The following is a 17,184-nucleotide window of genomic DNA, read 5'->3' as shown; positions in this document are numbered from 1 at the left end:
GTCAGTCGCCCGCGGCGGTCGCGGCTTCGTCCAGCGTCGAGGGGGTGAAGCGGTGCACCGCGTCGGCAGGGCAGAGCCAGAGGTCCTCGGCGGTGAACGAGAACAGCGTGGCCGCCTGCTCGTAGGCGATGTCCCAGGTTTCCGCCGTGACGCTCCCGACGTGTCGCATCGGGTCGGTGCTGGTCTCCCGGACGAACACCTCCCACTCCGAGCCGTCGGTCGCTCTCGGTGCGTCGCTGACGCGTTGTCGGTCCTCCACTGGCATACCCGGCGCTTGGAAGTCGGCTTAAAAGCCAGCCTCGCAGATTTTCAGCCCGTGGGAATGGGGTGGACGTGTTCGGGTGGGGCGGTGGCCCGACAGCCTCAGACCGGTTTCGGAATCCGGTCGACGACGGTCTCCTCGTCGACGACGAGGTTGTAGGCGTCCTCGTCGTCGTTCCAGAGGGCGAGCACGCCGTCGAACGCGAGGAGGTCGCCGTAGTCGGCGGTCGGGAGGTCGGCGTTCCCGGCCGTTTCGCGCACGAGGACCGCGTAGTTGTCGTCGTCCTCCGAGCCGTCACTGATCTTGAACAGCGGGTTGGAACTGCGGTCGTCCGGCGAGAGGTCGTGGGAGAGCTTCGCCGCAAGGAGGTCGATGCGGTTCGACACGTGGGCGTCCATGTCGGCCATCTTCGCGTAGATGTTCGGAGACGGTGTCACGTCGAGGAGGCGTTCGTCGTCGTGACGGAGGACGCTGTAGGAGAACTGGACGTCGACGTTGACGAACTCGCCGTCGGCGGGCTCGCTGTCCTCGCCTGCGTCGTCACTCCGCGTGGCGTCGAGCCGGCGCTGGAACTCCGGAACGGCGACGTCCGGCCGCACGTCGAACGACCAGCCGCGGTCGGTCGGAGTCTCGTCCGGCCAGAGGCGGACCGTCGGAGAGTACACCGTGGGACGGTCATCCTGGGCTCCGCCGTCGGCCGACACCCCGTCTGCAACGGCCCGCTCTAGCCCGCGGAGCCCGATGCTGGTGTTCCGATCGGCGGGGGCGAGCGCGAGGAGCGAGCCGTCGGCGGCGACGTGGTCGAGGTAGCGCCGGAGGACCGCCTCCGGGTCCTCAAGCTCGTTGAGGACGTTCGCGAACAGGACGATGTCGTACTCGCCCTCGGGGGCGAACGCCTCGGCGGTCGTCCCGTGGACGGTCGTGTGGAAGTTCGTCCCCGTTTCGTCGAGCAGTGCCTCGAATACCTCGGTCGCGGCACTGGGTTCGACCGCGTGGTAGTCCACGAGCGCGTCGTCGGGGAGGTAGTCGTGGAGGCCGAGCGCGGGGCCGCCAACGCCGGCGCCGACATCGAAGACGCGGAGGTTCCGGGGCAGCAGGCGTTTCGAGACGAGGTCGTTCAGGACGTACTGGACCGCCGCGTAGAAGTCCGGCAGGTGGTAGATGGCGTAGCCGAGGGCCACGTCCGCGTCGTACTCGACCTCCCGTCGCTGGTAGTAGTCGTCCTTGAGCCGTCTGATGGTCCGGCGGAGCTGGTCGCCGGAGTCGCCGGTCGCCCACTCGTAGCCGTAGCGCTCCATCAGCAGGTCGTCGAGCGCGTCGGCGTAGGTGTCGGGGAGTTCTTCGACGACGTCGACGGGTGTGTCGACCTGCCGGTCGGAGACGGGGACGAAGGTACCGTCTTCGCGCTCGACGAGTCCCAGCGCGACGGCCTCCTCGCGGAGCACCTGCCGGACGACGGCGGGGTGAGGCTGACTGGTGACGTACTCGCAGATCTCCTCGGGGTCGATTGGACGGACGTTCCGGAGGTACTTCGCGTTCGAGACGACGGCCGCTCTGTCGACCATCGTCAGGCACCTCCGTGAACGTCCTGGTCGGTCGCGTCCTCCTGTAGCCGTTCGTACAGCCGTTCGAACTCGGTCCGGTCCGCGTCGGCGAGTCGGTCAGCGGCCGCCGCGACCGCCCCCGCGCCGTCGAACCGGGACTGGATGTCGGCGTAGACGTGTGCGTCGCCGTCGGTCACCTGCTCGACGAGCGCCTGGAGGTCGTCCGAGACGGGCGTGTGGAACCGCTCGTCGACGGCCTCTGCGGCGAGCCCGTACGCGAGCACCGCTGCGTGGGCGCTCGCCTGGACGGTCTCCATCGCCTCGTCGTGTTCGTCGGCGGTCGTCTCGAAGATGTCGTTGCCCGCATCGGCGAGTGCAGAACGGACGGCGTCGACTCGCGGCCCGGGTTCGTCGGTGACGACAGCGATTCGCCCCGGCGCGTTCGACGGCGCGAACAGCGGATGGAGGCTCATCCGTTCCAGCGCCGCGCCGTGTTCCCGCATCGCAGCTAGCGGGGCCGCCATCTCACCGGTGATGTCGACCAGCGCGTGTTCGGCGCGGACGGCCTGGGCGGCGATTACCTCGGCCACGACTGGCATCGGCACGGCGAGACAGACCACGTCGTAGGTGTCGGTGTCGTCGAGTGCGGTGGTCGTGCCGCCGACGGCTGCCGCCGCCGCACGCGCGGCAGCAGGGTCCGTGTCGGCGAAGGCGACCGTCCCGTCGAGTGCGTCGGCTAGCCAGCGGCCCATCGAGCCGGCCCCGACGACGAGTGTTCGCATCGCTACCGGGTAGCGAACCGGCGGGCAAAAGGGGTTCGGTCGGCCTCAGAAGAAGCCCGCGTAGTAGAACAGGCCGATGGTCAGCACGACGAGCAGACCGATGGTTATCATCAGCCAGTTGAACGCGCCGTCGGGGCTCATGGCGGAGAGGTTCATGGTCCAGATTTCCCCAAGCGAGGTTTTAAAACTGTTTATCCGGGGTCGCCAGGCTAGTCGACGACGAGTTCGACCGGGTAGTCGACGAGGTTCTCGTAGCCGTCCTCGGTGACCACGACGATGTCCTCGATGCGGACGCCACCCACCGCGGGGTCGTACAGCCCGGGTTCGATGGTGATGATGTGGCCAGCCTGCAGCTCCTCGCCGTCACGGGAGATCGACGGCCCCTCGTGGACGTCGAGCCCGACGCCGTGGCCGGTCGAGTGGATGAAGCCGGTCTCGGTGCCGGGGTCGGTGAAGATGGTCGGGTAGCCGGCGTCCTGATAGACGTCGATGACCGCCTGGTTCACCGCGTCGCCGGTCGCTCCCGCCTCGACGGCGTCGAGCGCTGCCTGTCGGGCCTCGTCGGTCACCTCGTACCACTCCCGCTGGGTCTCGGACGGCTCACCTTTGAGGAACGTCCGGGTCATGTCCGAGTGGTACTTGCTCGCCTTGTCCTTCGGGAAGATGTCGACGATGACGAACTCGTTCGCGTGGATGGGACCGCTGCCACGGTCGTGCGGGTCGGCAGCATCCTCGCCGCAGGCGACGATGGTCTCGTCGAGCGCGCAGTCGTGCCGGAGCAGGCTGATCTCGATCTCCTGTCTGACGAACTCGCAGGTGAGCACCTCGCCGTCGGGCCGGAGGAGCACGCCGTCCTCGTCGACGGTCGACTCGGCGATGAGCTCCTCGGCCCGGGCCATCGCGGCCTCGTTCGCGCGCTGGGCCGTCCGGACGTTGTCGACCTCCTCGTCGGTCTTCACCGCGCGGATGTCGCCGACGATGCCCTCGTCGTCCGGTACCACGGCGACGTCCCGGTTCCGGAGCCCGTCCGCCACCCCGACGGGGAAGTCGCGACCGACGGCAACCGAGTCACAGCCGAGGTCCGCGAGGAACTCCGCCTGTACGAGTTCGGTCGCCTTCTCCGCGCTGTGCTCGCGTCGCTTCTCCTGGAGCCCGTAGTCCGTGAGCCGTGCGACCCGATCGAGCCGACCCTCCTTCTTCGCCCGGCCGTACTCCAGCGACGAGACGAGCGCCGCGGTCTCGTCTGGTGTGTAGACCGCGAAGAACGGGTCGGGCGCGCCGAAGCCGGTCAGGTAGTAGCAGTCCGAGTTCGACTCGTCGTCGTAGAACGCGTAACCGTCGAGGTCGTGCTCGTCGAGGAATTCGTCGAGCGCTGAGAGGTCCGGGTCCATACCGCGACACTCCCACGCGGCGAGTAAAAACAGTCCGGTTGGAGAACCCGACGGACGGAACGTCCATCGTCCAGCCTACCCGAGCACCGCCACGTCGACCCGGTGGTTCCCCTCGGGCGCCGGCAGCACAACATCGTCCACGAGATGTGTCGTGACACGTTCCCGCCACTCCTCGACCGCCGCCACGTGCCGCTCGTGGTGCGTATCGACGTCGTACTCTCCCTCTGGTTCCGTGTCGACCGCCCGCGGATAGGGTGGCGCGTCGTCGTCGACCAACCGGTGCGGGGGGAGGTGGAACGCACCGGTCTCCTCGTCGCGGGCCTCGGTGGTCCCGTCCGAACCGATACGGTGGAGCCGGGCGCGCATCCGCCCGTTGAACGGCGGTGTGACCCGGAGCACCGTCTCGGTCCCCTGCTCGTATGCCTCCAGCGCGGCGAGTACGTCGCTCGCGTGAATCGCGAGGGAGCGGATCACCGTCGGATCGTCGTCCTCACTCACGTTCGCACACTGGGTGGCGTCGAACTTGAGTAGTTCGCCGACGGTAATCTCACCGCTGTCGGTACGCTCATACCACGACCGGCCCACGACCGGGTATGGACGTCTCCATCTCGCCTTCGACGGTCGACGGGACCACGCGGGCACCGCCCTCGAAGAGCTACACGCACCGGGCCATCCTCGCCGCAGGCTACGCCGAGGGGTCCGTCGTGGCGGAGCCGCTACTCAGCGCCGACACGCGGGCGACGGCTCGCGCGGTCGAGGCGTTCGGAGGGTCGGTCGAGATAGCTGCGGACGAGAGCCGGCTGGAAGTCGAAGGCTTCGACGGGTCCCCGGGGGTACCCGCTGACGTCGTCGACTGTGCGAACAGCGGGACGACGATGCGACTCGTCACAGCCGCTGCCGGCCTGGTGGACGGGACGACCGTGCTCACCGGGGACGAGTCGCTTCGCTCCCGGCCACAGGGCCCACTGCTCGACGCCATCGGCGACCTCGGCGGACGGGCCGAGAGCACGCGCGGGAACGGTCAGGCTCCGCTCGTCGTCACCGGCCCCATCGACGGTGGCACCGTCGCCATCCCCGGCGACGTCTCCTCGCAGTACGTCACCGCCCTGCTCATGGCCGGAGCGAACACCGACGATGGAATCCGGGTCGACCTCGAGACCGAACTGAAGTCCGCCCCGTACGTCGACATCACGCTCGACGTGCTCGACGCGTTCGGCGTCGAGGCCGAGCGAACGGAGACCGGGTTCGTGGTCGAGGGCGGTCAGCGGTACGACGCGGGCGGCGAGTACGCGGTCCCCGGGGACCTCTCCTCGCTCTCGTACCTGCTCGCGGCCGGGGCCATCGCGGCCCCCGACGGACTCACACTCGAGGGTGCGGTTCCAAGTGCACAGGGCGACACGGCCATCGTCGATATCGTCGAGGGTATGGGCGCGACGGTCGACTGGGACCGTGAGGCAGGCACCATCTACGTCTCGCAGTCGCCCCTCTCGGGGACCACCGTCGACGTGGGCGACACGCCGGACCTCCTGCCCACCATCGCCGCGCTCGGGGCCGTCGCCGACGGCGAGACGCGCATCGAAAACGTCGAGCACGTCCGCTACAAGGAGACGGACCGCGTGAGCGCGATGGCGGAAGAGCTCACGAAGCTCGGCGCGAGCGTCACCGAACACGAGGACGAACTCGTCGTCCACGGCGACGACAGCGAGCTCGTGGGTGCAGCCGTCGACGGACGCAAGGACCACCGCATCGTCATGGCACTGTCGGTGGCCGGTCTCGTCGCAGAGGGCGAGACGACGGTAGCGGGTGGCGAGCACGTCGACGTCTCCTTCCCGGGCTTCTTCGACGTCCTCGCCAGCCTCGGAGCGACCGTGCGCCGCTGACCCACACGACCCGGGACTCTTTTTATCGGACGTTCGTTTGCCGAGGTATGCTCCGGACGGATCTGGCGGTGTCGCTGCGGGACCGGTTCGAGGACGACGGCTTCCTGTTTCCCGACTACGACGGCTACTGCTTCGCCAACGTGCCAGGGGCGGTCGCGTCGCTCCTCGGCGCGGACGCCGGGCGGTCCCTGCCAGCGGACACCTTCGACGGCGTCGACACCGACGGCGTGGAGACGGTGCTCGTCGTGCTCGTCGACGGCTTCGGCTGGACGCAGTGGCGTCGGGAGCGCACGCACCACGGGTTCCTCGACCGGCTCACCGCGGCGGCGCGGGTGACGCCGCTTACGTCCATCTACCCGAGCGAGACGGCGGCTGCCATCACGACGTTCCACACGGGAGCGCTCCCGGCGAAGCACGGCGTCGTCGGCTGGAACGTTCACGACCCGGCGGCCGGTGAGACGTTCGAGGCGCTCCCGTTCCTGACGAAAGCCGGCGAGGAGCCGACCGGCCTCGGGCCGGACGAGGTGTTCGACGCGGACGCAATCTACCCGTCACTGGCCGAGCAGGGCGTCGAGGCCCACCACGTCGTCCCGTTCGACGAGACCTACGAAGGGGCGACAGCACACACCTACGGCTCGCTGGACGAGCTGCCCGGGCAAGTTCGAGCCGCGGTCGACGCTGCCGACGGTCGGTCCTACTGCTTCTGCTACGTCCCGCACGTCGACCACGAGGCGCACCACAGTGGCACCGGCTCGGACGAGTACCGTGACACCGTCGGCGAAGTGTTCGAGGTCGTCGAGCGCGCGCTCGACGGGCTCGACGACGAGACGCGCGAGGAAACGCTGTTGCTGGTGACCGCCGACCACGGCCACGTCGACACCGACCCCGAGCGCAACGTGGACCTCGACGCGGACGCCGAACTTGTCGATGCGCTGGCGAGAGGCCCCGACGGCGAGCCGATTCGCTACGCGGGCAGCCCACGCAACGTCCAGCTTCACTTGCAACGGGGGCGTGTGCAGTCGACCGCTGACCGGCTATCCAGCTCTCTCGACGCCCGTGCGTTCACGCGGGCGGAGGCGCTGGAGCGGGAGCTGTTCGGCGATGTCGAGCCGTCGGAGACCTTCCTTCGCCGGCTCGGTGACCTGGTGTTGACCCACCGTGACCTCGGCACGTGGTGGGGCGACCACGAGCCCGAGGAGCTGGAGCTGGTCGGGATGCACGGCGGGTTACATCCCGATGAGATGTTGACCGGGGTTGCGGCCGTTCGGATCTCCGACCTCTTCTGAGGGAGTTCCGTTCAGGCTGACAGGCGACGCTCGCAAGGCTTCCTGCACGCTGCGTCGCACAACCGCTGGACGCGCAGGTGTCTCGGTCAGGTCACGCCGGTCCTGCTCCCGGCATCGTACTTCAACGGTCAGTTCTGGCGCGGTCTACAACACCTAAATCCCCACGCCCCTGAGACGGGGACATGAACGGCAATCGCTTCGGTCGTCTGTTCCAGCTGACCACGTTCGGGGAGAGCCACGGGGAGGCGATGGGCGTGACAGTCTCGGGCTGTCCAGCCGGGCTCGAACTCGACGAGGCGGACGTACAGGCGGAGCTGGACCGACGCAAGCCGGGCCAGTCACACATCACGACCAGCCGCGGCGAACCGGACGCGGTCGCCATCAAGTCCGGCGTCCAGGACGGCTACACCACCGGGACGCCCATCGGGATGGTCATCGAGAACAAGGACGCCCGGTCGGGCAAGTACGAGCCGTTCATCACGGCCCCGCGGCCGAGCCACGGCGACTTCACCTACTCCGCGAAGTTCGGGACGCGGAACTGGGGTGGCGGCGGCCGCTCGTCGGCGCGGGAGACGGTGAACTGGGTCGCTGCGGGCGCGATTGCCAAGAAGATACTCGCCACCGAGGGGGTCGAGGTGCGGGCGCACGTCAACCAGATCGGCGACATCGAGTCCCCGCCGGTCTCCTGGGCGGAGCTGGGCGAGCACACCGAGGAGAACGAGGTCCGCTGTGCACACCCCGAGACCGCCGAGAAGATGCGCGATCTGATCGACGAGTACCAGGAGGCGGGCGACTCCATCGGCGGGAGCGTCTACTTCGAGACGCGCGGTGTCCCGCGCGGGCTCGGCGCGCCCCGGTTCGACGGCGTCCCGTCGCGGCTCGGGCAGGCGTTCATGTCCATTCCGGCGACGACGGCGTTCGAGTTCGGGCTGGGACGGGAGGCCCGCGAGGTCGCCGGTATCGACCGGAACGAGGACTGGGAACTCGGTGAGGACGGCGACCCGGTCCCCGTCGGCAACGACCACGGCGGACTCCAGGGCGGCATCACGACGGGCGAGCCGATCTACGGCGAGATAACCTGGCACGCGCCGACCTCGATTCCGAAGGAGCAGACGACGGTCGACTGGGAGACGGGCGAGGAGAAGGAGGTGCAGGTCGTCGGCCGGCACGACCCGGTGCTCCCGCCGCGTGCAGTACCGGTCGTGGAGGCGATGCTCGCCTGCACGCTGCTGGACTTCATGCTGCTCGGCGGGCGCATCAACCCGGACCGGCTGGACGGCCAGCCCGGTGAGTACGACACCGACTACCACCCGAGCCAGCCCGAATAGACCGCCAGCAGGCGGTCGTCGTCGTCTCAGTCGAGGAGGCCCATATCCTCGGCGACGAGATCGTTCAGCTGGTCGAGCACCTCGGGGTCGACCTCTGCGCCCGGTTCGCCGTCGTGTAGCTGTTCGTTATGCCGGGTGACCGCGTCCTCGACCTCGCTGAAAGGGACGGCGGTCCGGGTGTCGCAGTCCTCGCAGATGACCGGAATCTCGGGTAGTTCGTCGTCGGTTGGCATGTACGAACGGAGTCGGTTCCGGATTAAAATTCGTGCGGTTCGACCGTGCGTTCGGCGCGACGACGGCCGCGCCGTCAGTCTATCACTATTATTCCATGCTAATGTATAGCAAAGGCTTTAGTCCGACTCCGACCAACTCACTACTACACTGGCCTTACAGGGGGCCGTGATTATTGAGCATGACTGATGACGAACTTATCTGGCGGATCGCAGGCGGTTCCGGAGACGGAATCGACTCGACGAGCCAGAACTTCGCGAAGGCCCTGATGCGGTCGGGGCTCGACATCTTCACACACCGCCACTACCCATCTCGGATCCGTGGTGGCCACACGTACGTGGAGATTCGAGCGGCAGGGCACGAGGTACAGTCCCGCGGTGACGGCTACAACTTCCTGCTCGCGCTGGGCGACTCGTTCGCCCGGAACCCGAAGGAGGAGGCCGTCTACGGCGACGAGGAGATCAAACCGCTCTCTGAGAACCTCGACGAACTCCGCGAGGGTGGCGTCATCGTCTACGACTCCGGGCTCCTGGAGGACGACGACGTGGCCGAGCTGAACCTCGAGGAGCGCGCCGAGGAGAACGACTGGCACGTGTTCCCCATCGACCTCCGCGGCATGGCCAAGGAGCACGGCCGCGAGGTCATGCGGAACACGGCCGGCGTCGGCGTCACCGCCGCGCTGCTGGAAATGGACCTCGACCACATCGAGGACCTGATGACGGACGCGATGTCCGGGGACGTCCTCGAGGCGAACCTCTCCATCCTGCGCGATGCCTACGAGATGGCACAGGAGGAGTACGAGTTCGAGCACGACGTGCGCGCCCCCTCGGGCGAGCACGACGAGGAGCAGGTGCTCGTCTCCGGGTCGAACGCAATCGCCTACGGCGCCATCGACGAGGGCTGTCGCTTCATCGCAGGCTACCCGATGACGCCGTGGACCGACGTGTTCACCATCATGACACAGAACCTGCCGAAGATGGGCGGCATCTCCGAGCAGGTCGAGGACGAGATCGCCGCGGCCGCGCTCGCCGTCGGTGCGAGCCACGCCGGCGTGAAGGCCATGTCCGGGTCGTCCGGCGGTGGCTTCGCGCTGATGTCCGAGCCGCTCGGCCTCGCGGAGATGACCGAGACGCCGCTCGTGCTCGTCGAGTCCATGCGAGCCGGGCCGTCGACCGGGATGCCGACGAAGCCCGAGCAGGCCGACCTCGAACACGTCCTCTACACCTCCCAGGGTGACTCCCAGCGCGTCGTCTTCGCGCCCGGGAACATCGAGGAGGCGTACGATCAGACCCGGATGGCGTTCCACATCGCCTACGAGTACCAGATTCCGGCCATCCTCATCTACGACCAGAAGCTCTCCGGCGAGAACAAGAACGTCGACGAGAGCTTCTTCGACCGCGAGCCGAACCCGTCGCTCGGCTCGACGCTCAGCGAGGAGGAGCTGAAGGAGGCCGCCCACGAGGCGTCGGGCAAGTTCATGCGCTTCCAGTCCGACCCCGACGAGACCGAGAACGGCGTCAGTCCGCGCTCCATCCCGGGGCAGAAGGGCGGTCGCTACCTCGCGTCGGGCAACGAGCACTGGCCGTCCGGCCACATCGCCGAGGACACGGACAACCGCGTCCTCCAGATGGACCGCCGGACGCGCAAGCTCGAGTCCATCCGGACGGAGCTCGACGAGGAACACGACTCCCAGCAGACGTACTTCGGCGACGAGTCCGCGGACCTCGGAATCATCACCTGGGGCTCCCAGCAGGGGACCGTCGAAGAGGCCGTCGACCGCCTCAACGACGCCGGCCACGCCGTCAAGGGCATCGGCGTCTCCGACATGATGCCGTTCCCCGAGGACGAACTGACCGAGTTCTTGGAGAGCGTCGACGAGGCGCTCGTCGTGGAGATGAACGCGTCGGCGCAGTTCCGTGGCCTGCTCCAGAAGGAGCTGGGCCGGTTCGGCCCGAAGCTCACCTCGATGCTCAAGTACAACGGGAACCCGTTCGAGCCCGGCGAGATCGTCGAGGGCTTCGAGATTCGCCTCGGTGGCGACTCGGCCGACCCGACAGCACAGGTGCGATTCGAACCAGCAGCAGGTGATTAGACCATGAGTGCATTCAACGCGATCGGAGAGGAACGAGAGATCGACCGGGACGAGTTCACCCCCGGTAACGAGCCCCAGCCGACCTGGTGTCCGGGCTGCGGTGACTTCGGCGTCCTGAAGGCGCTGAAGCAGGCCCTGCCCGAGGTCGGCCGAAACCCGGAGGAGGTCCTGACTGTCACCGGTATCGGCTGCTCGGGCAAGCTGAACAGCTACCTCGACAGCTACGGTTTCCACACCATCCACGGCCGTTCGCTGCCCGTCGCACGGGCCGCGAAGCTGGCCAACCCGGAGCTGGAGGTCGTCGCCGCCGGCGGCGACGGTGACGGCTACGGCATCGGCGGGAACCACTTCATCCACACCGCCCGGGAGAACCACGACATGACCTACATCGTGTTCAACAACGAGGTCTTCGGCCTGACGAAGGGCCAGACCTCGCCAACCTCCCCGAAGGGCCACAAGTCCAAGACCCAGCCGTCGGGGAGCGCGAAGACACCCATCCGGCCGCTGTCGCAGTCGCTCAACGCCGGCGCGGGCTACGTCGCCCGCACCGCGGCCGTCAACCCGAACCAGGCCAAGGAGATCATCAAGGAGGCCATCGAGTACGACGGCTTCGCGCACATCGACTTCCTCACCCAGTGCCCGACCTGGAACAAGGACGCGAAGCAGTACGTCCCGTACGTCGACATCCAGGACTCCGACGACTACGACCACGACATCAACGACCGCGAGGAGGCCGCCCGGATGATGTTCCAGACGGAGAACAAGCTCTACGAGGGCGAGGTGCTCACCGGCCGCTACTACGTCGACGACGAGAGCCCGTCCTACCAGCAGGAGAAGCAGGCCATCGGCGAGATGCCGGAGGAGCCGCTCGCCGAGCGCTACTTCGACGACGACTACGAGTGGGAGCGCAGCTACGACCTGCTCGAGCGTCACAAGTAGCGCCGTCGCCCGATTTCGCCGCGCCCGCCCGGGGCGTTTTGCGAACTATTCGTCCCGTTTTCGGATTCATAACTTATTTTTCCGCCGACGCAAACTCTACTGTATGAGCACCGAATCGACGGCCGACCGTATCCTCTCTGTGCTGGAGGAAGACGCACAGGCCTCTTATGCCGAAATCGCTGACCGAGCCGAGGTCTCGAAACCCACCGTTCGGAAGTACATCAGTCAACTCGAGGAGGAGGGAGTCATCGTCGGCTACTCGGCCGACGTCGACCCGAAGAAGCTCTCCAGCCAGTCGATCGCACTGGTCGGCATCGACGTGGCATCCGAGCGCTACGTCGAGGCCACCCGCGCACTCAAAGAGCTGGACGCCGTCGAGTCGCTGTACACCTCCAGCGGTGACCACATGCTGATGGCCGAGGTCCGCGCCGCGGACGGCGACGAGCTCGGCGACGTCATCCACGACGAGGTGCTCTCCATCGAGGGAGTTACCGCTGCACACCCGTCGTTCCTCCAGGAACGCCTGAAGTAACGCCCGACGGACGGAGTCGTCGGGGACACGGTCGGACGCAGGCCGTCGGTGCCGCCACCGGGCTCCTTTTGCACTCGGATTCCCTACAGGTACGCATGCCCGTTTACTCGCGTCGCACTGTCGTCGACGCCCCGTTCCAGACGGTCTGGGATTTTCACTCCGACGTCGCCGGTCTGGAGGCGCTCACCCCCGGCTTCGCGAATCTCGATGTCGAAGCTGTCCATGGGCCTGACGGCGAACCGGACCCCGAGGTGCTGGAGACCGGTTCGGAGATCGAGATGGCGATGCGCCCGCTCGGCGTGGGGCCGGCCCAGCGCTGGACCTCCGTCATCACGGAACGGACCGAGGACGCCGGTGCGGCGCTGTTCCGGGACGAGATGCGTGGCGGCCCGTTCCGACACTGGGAGCACACCCACAGCTTCTACGCCGCCGGCGACCGCACCGTGATCGACGACCGCGTCGAGTACCGGCTCCCGCTCGGCGGACTGGGTGACCTCGGCGGCCCGTTCGCGTGGGTTGGCTTCGAGCCGATGTTCCGGTACCGGCACCGCCGGACGAAAGAGCTACTGGAGCGCTGATAGACCCACCCAGCTGGCCGCCTCGCGTACCTTTAACCGCGACGCGGGCGTCTATTACCACTGTATGACACACATCGCCGTCGTCGGCGGCGGCCCCGCCGGCCTGTCCGCCGCACTGTTCACCGCGAAGAACGGACTCGAGACCACCGTCTACGACACGGACGGCACCTGGATGCACAAGGCACACCTGTTCAACTACCTCGGTATCGACTCCGAGGACGGCTCCGCCTTCGTCGAGGACGCCCGCGAACAGGTCGACGAGTTCGGCGTCGAACGGCATCAGGGTGTCGAGGTGACCGGCATCGAGACGACGGATGCCGGGTTCACCGTCACCACGGATGCCGACGACGCAGTCGACGCGGACTACGTCGTCCTCGCGACCGGCGCGGACCGGGACCTCGCCGAGGACCTCGGTTGTGCGTTCACCGACGAGGACGTGGTCGACGTGGACGTGACGATGGAGACGAGTGTCGCGGACTGCTACGCCACCGGTGCGATGGTCCGCGCCGAGGAGTGGCAGGCGATCATCTCCGCGGGTGACGGGGCCGCGGCCGCGTTGAACGTCCTCTCGAAGGAGAAGGGCGAGCACTTCCACGACTTCGACACGCCCGCCGACGCGGAGTAGGGCCCCACGACGGGGGACGGGTGGACTCGCTCGGCTCGCCGCTACCGGAATCTCCTTGATGCGGCTCCCCGGATGGGCTGACGTGTCAGTCGCCGTCCGCGAGTACGTCGGCTCCCGCCCGGTGGTCGGGCTCGCAGTCGCCGTCGCCGCCGTCAGCACGAGCGCGCCACTCGTTGAGCTGTCGGCGGCCCCGAGCTCGGTGAAAGCGTTCTACCGGGTCCTGTTCATGACCTGTCTCGTCGCACCCGTCGCGCTCCGGCGGTCCCCGGGTGACTTCCGGCGCATCACGAGCCGGGACATGGGTCTCGCGGTCGTCGCGGGCGTCGCCCTCGCGGCCCACTTCGCGCTCTGGTTCGCGAGCATCGACCTGACGACCATCGCGGCGAGCGCGACGCTCGTCCAGACCCAGCCGCTGTTCGTCGCCGTCGGCGCGTGGCTGTTCCTGCGCGACCGCGTCACCCGACGGACGGTCACGGGCATCGTCGTCGCCGTGTTCGGAGCCGCACTCATCGGCCTCGACGCGGGAGAGAGTGCGACCGCGACCGACCCGCTGCTCGGGAACGTCCTCGCGGTGGTCGCCGCCGCGATGGCCGCGGGCTACGTGCTCGCCGGTCGGTCGCTCCGCCAGCGCATCCGGCTGTTCCCGTACGTTACCGTCGTCTACGCGGCCTGCACAGTCGTACTGTTCGCGACGGTCGTCGCGGAGGGCCACGCACTGCTCGGGTATCCGCCACGGGAGTACGTGCTGTTCCTGGCGATGGCGGTCGGCCCCGGAATCTTCGGGCATACCGTCATCAACTGGTTGCTGGACCGGGTCGAGTCCGCGGTCGTGAGCGTCTCGCTGCTGGGGGAGCCGCTCGGGAGCGCCGTGCTCGCGCTGGCGCTGTTCGCGGAGGTCCCCGGCGTCCTGACGGTCGCCGGTGGGGCGATAGCGCTGGTCGGCATCGCCATCACGGTCTGGATTCGGGAACAGGACGAGGAGGACGACGCTCACGGGGACGACGTTCCGACGGACTGAGAACCGCCCCCGCCCGTTATGAACCCACACACCCCACCACTACATGTGATGCAAGTGAACGTACGGAAGCTCGGGGCGCTCGGCATCCTGGGTGTCATCGGGGTGTTCACGAACGAACCGGCACTGTACGGTCTGTTCGCGCTGTTCGCGCTGTTCGCGGTCGACCGAACCGTCGAGGTACCCGTCCCCGCCGGGGCCTGAGCGGCCTCCCGTCCGAACAGCAAACCACCGATCTCAGGCCTCCTCAACGTAACTCGGCCGCTCCTCGTACGGGATAGGGTCGCGCTCGTCGAGCCGCTGGAACGCCTGGAGTCGGAACGCACAGGCGTCACAGGTGCCACAGGCAGGTGCGTCCTCGCGGTAGCACGACCAGGTGTGCTCGTAGGGAACCCCGAGTTCGAGCCCCCGCTCGGCGATGTCCGTCTTCGACCACTCGACGAACGGGGCTTCGATGGCGATGTCTGTCTCCGGCTTCGTCCCCACGTCGACGACGGTCTGGAAGGCATCGAAGAAGCCGGGACGGCAGTCGGGGTAGCCCGAGAAGTCCTCGCTGTGGGCGCCGATGAAGAGCGCGTCGCAGCTCTTCGCCTCGGCGTAGGAGACCGCCATAGAGAGCAGGTTCGCGTTGCGGAACGGGACGTACGACGACGGTATCTCGTCGGCATCGAGGTCTGCGTCCGCGACGTCCATCTCCTCGTCGGTGAGTGAGGAGCCGCCGACCGCCTGCAGGTGTCCGGTCTCGACGTGGAGGAAGTCGACGACTGCGTCGAGTTCGTTCGAGAGGGACTCGGCGCACTCGAACTCGCGGTTCGCGGTGTTCTGTCCGTAGCTGGTGTGTAGCAGGCAGACCTCGTAGCCACGGTCGGCGGCGAGGTACGCCGCGGTCGCGGAGTCCATCCCGCCGGAGGCGAGGACGACGGCGCGTTGCTGGTCGGTCGGGTGGTGCTGGTCGCTCGTTGCGCTGGTGTCGTCGGTCATGTGTACGGTGAATGGGGTCACGTTTCGGGGGCGTCGTTCCAGAGGTCGACGTGGAGTCGCGGCGTGTAGCGGTAGCCGTGAGCCATCGCCAGCTCCGCGACGCGCTCACTGGTCTCGGCGAGGCGCTCGCGGGTCGCGCCCTCCGGCATCAGCAGCACGTTCTCGTCGTGGACGGGCACCCAGGCGACATCGCGGAGCCGGTGGAGCAGCGCCTCGACCTCGTCAACGTCGGACTCGTCCGTGACGACGAACTTCAGCTGGTGGTCGTAGTCCGCGACGAGCTCGGAGAGGGTCTCGAGGTCGATGCGGTCCCGCTCGTGCCGCTCCGCCCACTCGCCCTGGCCGGTCGGGTCGCGCTCGGGGGTCGGGGTGCTGTTCGCCAGCTTCGGCGAGACGGAGAGGAGGTCGATCGGGGCGTCCCGGTTGATGGTCCCGTTCGTCTCGACGGTGGTGTGGTATCCCCGGGCGTCGAGCTCGTGCAGGAGGTCGACGACGGGCTCGTGGAGGAGCGGCTCGCCGCCCGTGACGACGACGTGGTCGGCGTGGTCGTAGTCGACGACGGCGTCGACGATATCGTCGACACCCATCCAGGCGTGAGTCGGCTCCCACGAGGTGTGATAGGAGTCACAGAACCAGCAGCGGAGGTTGCAGCCGCTCGTCCGGACGAACACGCTCGGGACCCCGCTGAGGCTCCCTTCACCCTGCAGAGAGTAGAACAGCTCGTTGATAGGGAGGTCGCCCTCACCGTCGTCGGGCCGCGTGACGTCGCTACTGACGGGCATCTCAGAAGCCGCCACCGCACAGCTCCGTCGTCTCGGCGACCCGGACCGCCACGTCGGTCACGGTGTCCGGGAGCTGTGATTCCAGTTCGGCCTCGAAGTACGCGCTCATCACCTCGGCCGTCGGCGGGTGTTCGAGGACGACGACGCCGTCGCCGTCGCCTGCTGCCTCGAACGCCTCGACGAGTGGGTCGCCCGCTTCGAGGAGGAACCGGTGGTCGAACGCGTCGAGCACGTCTGTCACGTCGCCCTTGTCGACGAGCCACCCCTCGTCGGTGAGCGTCCCGGTCAGACGGACGGTCACCTCGTAGTTGTGCCCGTGCGGTCGCGAGCATTTCCCGTCGTGGTGTCGAATCCGATGTCCGGCGCTGAGTCGGATGGGCCGGTCGCGACCGACGTAGAGCGTTCGCTCGGTGTCGTCGAGCTCGACGCTCCCACGGTCGTGTTCGAGGGCTACTTCAGTCATACCCGGGTATTCCTGAGAGAATACTTGAATCTGCCGAACCAGCCGTAGTCGCCACTCAGAGACACGAGAACGGACCGCAAGCGGGGGCTCACTCCATCTTGTCCTGGATACGGTTCTTGGCCTCGGAGCGTTCCTTACAGGAGAACGCGGGAACCGGCTTGGAGAAGTCGACAGCGAGTTCGTCCAGGGTACGCCGGTAGACGTTGGTGCGTCGACCCTCTTCTGAGAGCTGTCGGCCCTCGCACTCGAGCAGCCCCGCCTCCACGAGCTCCTCGATCCGACGGTAACAGGTCGCTATCGGGATTCCCATCTCGTCGCTCAGTTCCTGTGCCGACGCGGGGGATTGCGCCGCACAGAGTATCTCCGCGCTGTACTTGTTGCCGAGTGCCTCGAGCAACTCCTGCTCGTCGACCCCAGTGCCTTGGGTAGCCCATCGTCCAGTAGACATCTGCAACAGTATAGTCTCATTATCA

Annotated in this window: 20 protein-coding genes; 10 read left to right on the top strand and 10 right to left on the bottom strand. The window is 67.6% G+C overall.

The features are described 5' to 3' along the window. Nucleotide 1 precedes the first annotated feature (1 nt). The 5 genes from NO978_RS13770 to NO978_RS13750 form a co-directional block, all read right to left on the bottom strand. Entirely contained in the window at nt 2–265 is a 264-nt protein-coding gene (locus tag NO978_RS13770) for an Htur_1727 family rSAM-partnered candidate RiPP (RefSeq protein WP_257300170.1), read from the bottom strand. Between the two features lie 98 nt (nt 266–363). After that, entirely contained in the window at nt 364–1,827 is a 1,464-nt protein-coding gene (locus NO978_RS13765) for a small ribosomal subunit Rsm22 family protein (RefSeq protein WP_257300169.1), read from the bottom strand. Between the two features lie 2 nt (nt 1,828–1,829). Next, nucleotides 1,830–2,588 carry a prephenate dehydrogenase/arogenate dehydrogenase family protein gene (locus tag NO978_RS13760; protein ID WP_257300168.1) on the bottom strand — a complete coding sequence of 253 codons (759 nt, stop codon included), beginning with the start codon at nt 2,586–2,588 and terminating at the stop codon, nt 1,830–1,832. Between the two features lie 209 nt (nt 2,589–2,797). Then, entirely contained in the window at nt 2,798–3,979 is a 1,182-nt protein-coding gene (locus NO978_RS13755) for a Xaa-Pro peptidase family protein (RefSeq protein WP_257300167.1), read from the bottom strand. Nucleotides 3,980–4,054: 75 nt separating this feature from the next. Beyond that, the gene (locus tag NO978_RS13750; RefSeq protein WP_257300166.1) at nt 4,055–4,477 is read right to left on the bottom strand and encodes a hypothetical protein; all 423 of its coding nucleotides are present in this window, start codon (nt 4,475–4,477) and stop codon (nt 4,055–4,057) included. 95 nt (nt 4,478–4,572) lie between these two features. Between NO978_RS13750 and aroA the strand changes: the two genes are divergently transcribed. The 3 genes from aroA (at nt 4,573) to aroC (ending at nt 8,473) form a co-directional block, all read left to right on the top strand. Beyond that, nucleotides 4,573–5,859, top strand: a complete 1,287-nt coding sequence (gene aroA, locus NO978_RS13745; protein WP_257300165.1) for a 3-phosphoshikimate 1-carboxyvinyltransferase — start codon at nt 4,573–4,575, stop codon at nt 5,857–5,859. A 47-nt stretch (nt 5,860–5,906) separates the two neighbouring features. Next, nucleotides 5,907–7,145: an alkaline phosphatase family protein gene (locus NO978_RS13740; RefSeq protein ID WP_257300164.1), complete on the top strand. Its 1,239-nt coding sequence runs from the start codon at nt 5,907–5,909 to the stop codon at nt 7,143–7,145. A gap of 182 nt (nt 7,146–7,327) precedes the next feature. Then, the gene (gene aroC / locus NO978_RS13735) at nt 7,328–8,473 is read left to right on the top strand and encodes a chorismate synthase (RefSeq protein ID WP_257300163.1); all 1,146 of its coding nucleotides are present in this window, start codon (nt 7,328–7,330) and stop codon (nt 8,471–8,473) included. Nucleotides 8,474–8,499: 26 nt separating this feature from the next. Here aroC and NO978_RS13730 read toward each other — a convergent pair whose 3' ends face one another. Beyond that, nucleotides 8,500–8,706 (bottom strand): hypothetical protein, encoded by a 207-nt coding sequence (locus NO978_RS13730; protein WP_257300162.1) that lies wholly within the window; start codon nt 8,704–8,706, stop codon nt 8,500–8,502. A 179-nt stretch (nt 8,707–8,885) separates the two neighbouring features. Here NO978_RS13730 and NO978_RS13725 point away from each other — a divergent pair, with 179 nt between their 5' ends. From NO978_RS13725 to NO978_RS13695, 7 genes are all read left to right on the top strand, one after another. Next, entirely contained in the window at nt 8,886–10,796 is a 1,911-nt protein-coding gene (locus NO978_RS13725) for a 2-oxoacid:acceptor oxidoreductase subunit alpha (protein WP_257300161.1), read from the top strand. A gap of 3 nt (nt 10,797–10,799) precedes the next feature. Then, complete coding sequence (locus NO978_RS13720) at nt 10,800–11,735, top strand: thiamine pyrophosphate-dependent enzyme (RefSeq protein ID WP_257300160.1); 936 nt, start codon at nt 10,800–10,802, stop codon at nt 11,733–11,735. Between the two features lie 103 nt (nt 11,736–11,838). Beyond that, entirely contained in the window at nt 11,839–12,267 is a 429-nt protein-coding gene (gene lrpA1 / locus NO978_RS13715; protein WP_257300159.1) for an HTH-type transcriptional regulator LrpA1, read from the top strand. 95 nt (nt 12,268–12,362) lie between these two features. Then, nucleotides 12,363–12,845 (top strand): SRPBCC family protein, encoded by a 483-nt coding sequence (locus NO978_RS13710; protein ID WP_257300158.1) that lies wholly within the window; start codon nt 12,363–12,365, stop codon nt 12,843–12,845. A 64-nt stretch (nt 12,846–12,909) separates the two neighbouring features. Beyond that, the gene (locus NO978_RS13705; RefSeq protein ID WP_257300157.1) at nt 12,910–13,470 is read left to right on the top strand and encodes an NAD(P)/FAD-dependent oxidoreductase; all 561 of its coding nucleotides are present in this window, start codon (nt 12,910–12,912) and stop codon (nt 13,468–13,470) included. An 82-nt stretch (nt 13,471–13,552) separates the two neighbouring features. Beyond that, entirely contained in the window at nt 13,553–14,488 is a 936-nt protein-coding gene (locus NO978_RS13700; protein WP_257300156.1) for a DMT family transporter, read from the top strand. Between the two features lie 48 nt (nt 14,489–14,536). Then, a complete protein-coding gene (locus NO978_RS13695) occupies nt 14,537–14,689 on the top strand; it encodes a hypothetical protein (protein ID WP_257300155.1) in 153 nt (50 codons plus the stop codon). 33 nt (nt 14,690–14,722) lie between these two features. Here the strand turns inward: NO978_RS13695 and queC are convergent, their stop codons facing one another. The 4 genes from queC to NO978_RS13675 all read right to left on the bottom strand — a co-directional run bounded on the left by queC (nt 14,723) and on the right by NO978_RS13675 (nt 17,159). Continuing rightward, nucleotides 14,723–15,466, bottom strand: a complete 744-nt coding sequence (gene queC, locus NO978_RS13690) for a 7-cyano-7-deazaguanine synthase QueC (RefSeq protein ID WP_257300278.1) — start codon at nt 15,464–15,466, stop codon at nt 14,723–14,725. A gap of 17 nt (nt 15,467–15,483) precedes the next feature. Then, a complete protein-coding gene (locus NO978_RS13685; RefSeq protein ID WP_257300154.1) occupies nt 15,484–16,248 on the bottom strand; it encodes a 7-carboxy-7-deazaguanine synthase QueE in 765 nt (254 codons plus the stop codon). Nucleotide 16,249: 1 nt separating this feature from the next. Further along, nucleotides 16,250–16,711 carry a 6-pyruvoyl tetrahydropterin synthase family protein gene (locus NO978_RS13680; protein ID WP_257300153.1) on the bottom strand — a complete coding sequence of 154 codons (462 nt, stop codon included), beginning with the start codon at nt 16,709–16,711 and terminating at the stop codon, nt 16,250–16,252. A gap of 88 nt (nt 16,712–16,799) precedes the next feature. Then, complete coding sequence (locus NO978_RS13675; protein WP_257300152.1) at nt 16,800–17,159, bottom strand: helix-turn-helix domain-containing protein; 360 nt, start codon at nt 17,157–17,159, stop codon at nt 16,800–16,802. Nucleotides 17,160–17,184 lie beyond the last annotated feature (25 nt).

Origin of the sequence: Haloarchaeobius sp. FL176 (assembly GCF_024609245.1) — an archaeon.
GTDB lineage: Archaea > Halobacteriota > Halobacteria > Halobacteriales > Natrialbaceae > Haloarchaeobius.
The sequence above is the reverse complement of the archived record's forward strand: the minus strand, read 5'-3'. Positions and strand labels throughout refer to the sequence as shown.

Excerpts from the sequence above, each read along its gene's own strand:
- NO978_RS13680 (WP_257300153.1), bottom strand. The coding sequence starts at position 16,711 with ATGACTGAAGTAGCCCTCGAACACGACCGTGGGAGCGTCGAGCTCGAC.
- aroA (WP_257300165.1), top strand. The coding sequence starts at position 4,573 with ATGGACGTCTCCATCTCGCCTTCGACGGTCGACGGGACCACGCGGGCA.
- NO978_RS13695 (WP_257300155.1), top strand. The coding sequence starts at position 14,537 with ATGCAAGTGAACGTACGGAAGCTCGGGGCGCTCGGCATCCTGGGTGTC.
- aroC (WP_257300163.1), top strand. The coding sequence starts at position 7,328 with ATGAACGGCAATCGCTTCGGTCGTCTGTTCCAGCTGACCACGTTCGGG.
- NO978_RS13740 (WP_257300164.1), top strand. The coding sequence starts at position 5,907 with ATGCTCCGGACGGATCTGGCGGTGTCGCTGCGGGACCGGTTCGAGGAC.
- NO978_RS13765 (WP_257300169.1), bottom strand. The coding sequence starts at position 1,827 with ATGGTCGACAGAGCGGCCGTCGTCTCGAACGCGAAGTACCTCCGGAAC.
- NO978_RS13685 (WP_257300154.1), bottom strand. The coding sequence starts at position 16,248 with ATGCCCGTCAGTAGCGACGTCACGCGGCCCGACGACGGTGAGGGCGAC.
- NO978_RS13730 (WP_257300162.1), bottom strand. The coding sequence starts at position 8,706 with ATGCCAACCGACGACGAACTACCCGAGATTCCGGTCATCTGCGAGGAC.
- NO978_RS13770 (WP_257300170.1), bottom strand. The coding sequence starts at position 265 with ATGCCAGTGGAGGACCGACAACGCGTCAGCGACGCACCGAGAGCGACC.
- NO978_RS13760 (WP_257300168.1), bottom strand. The coding sequence starts at position 2,588 with ATGCGAACACTCGTCGTCGGGGCCGGCTCGATGGGCCGCTGGCTAGCC.
- queC (WP_257300278.1), bottom strand. The coding sequence starts at position 15,466 with ATGACCGACGACACCAGCGCAACGAGCGACCAGCACCACCCGACCGAC.
- NO978_RS13755 (WP_257300167.1), bottom strand. The coding sequence starts at position 3,979 with ATGGACCCGGACCTCTCAGCGCTCGACGAATTCCTCGACGAGCACGAC.
- NO978_RS13720 (WP_257300160.1), top strand. The coding sequence starts at position 10,800 with ATGAGTGCATTCAACGCGATCGGAGAGGAACGAGAGATCGACCGGGAC.
- lrpA1 (WP_257300159.1), top strand. The coding sequence starts at position 11,839 with ATGAGCACCGAATCGACGGCCGACCGTATCCTCTCTGTGCTGGAGGAA.
- NO978_RS13675 (WP_257300152.1), bottom strand. The coding sequence starts at position 17,159 with ATGTCTACTGGACGATGGGCTACCCAAGGCACTGGGGTCGACGAGCAG.
- NO978_RS13705 (WP_257300157.1), top strand. The coding sequence starts at position 12,910 with ATGACACACATCGCCGTCGTCGGCGGCGGCCCCGCCGGCCTGTCCGCC.
- NO978_RS13710 (WP_257300158.1), top strand. The coding sequence starts at position 12,363 with ATGCCCGTTTACTCGCGTCGCACTGTCGTCGACGCCCCGTTCCAGACG.
- NO978_RS13725 (WP_257300161.1), top strand. The coding sequence starts at position 8,886 with ATGACTGATGACGAACTTATCTGGCGGATCGCAGGCGGTTCCGGAGAC.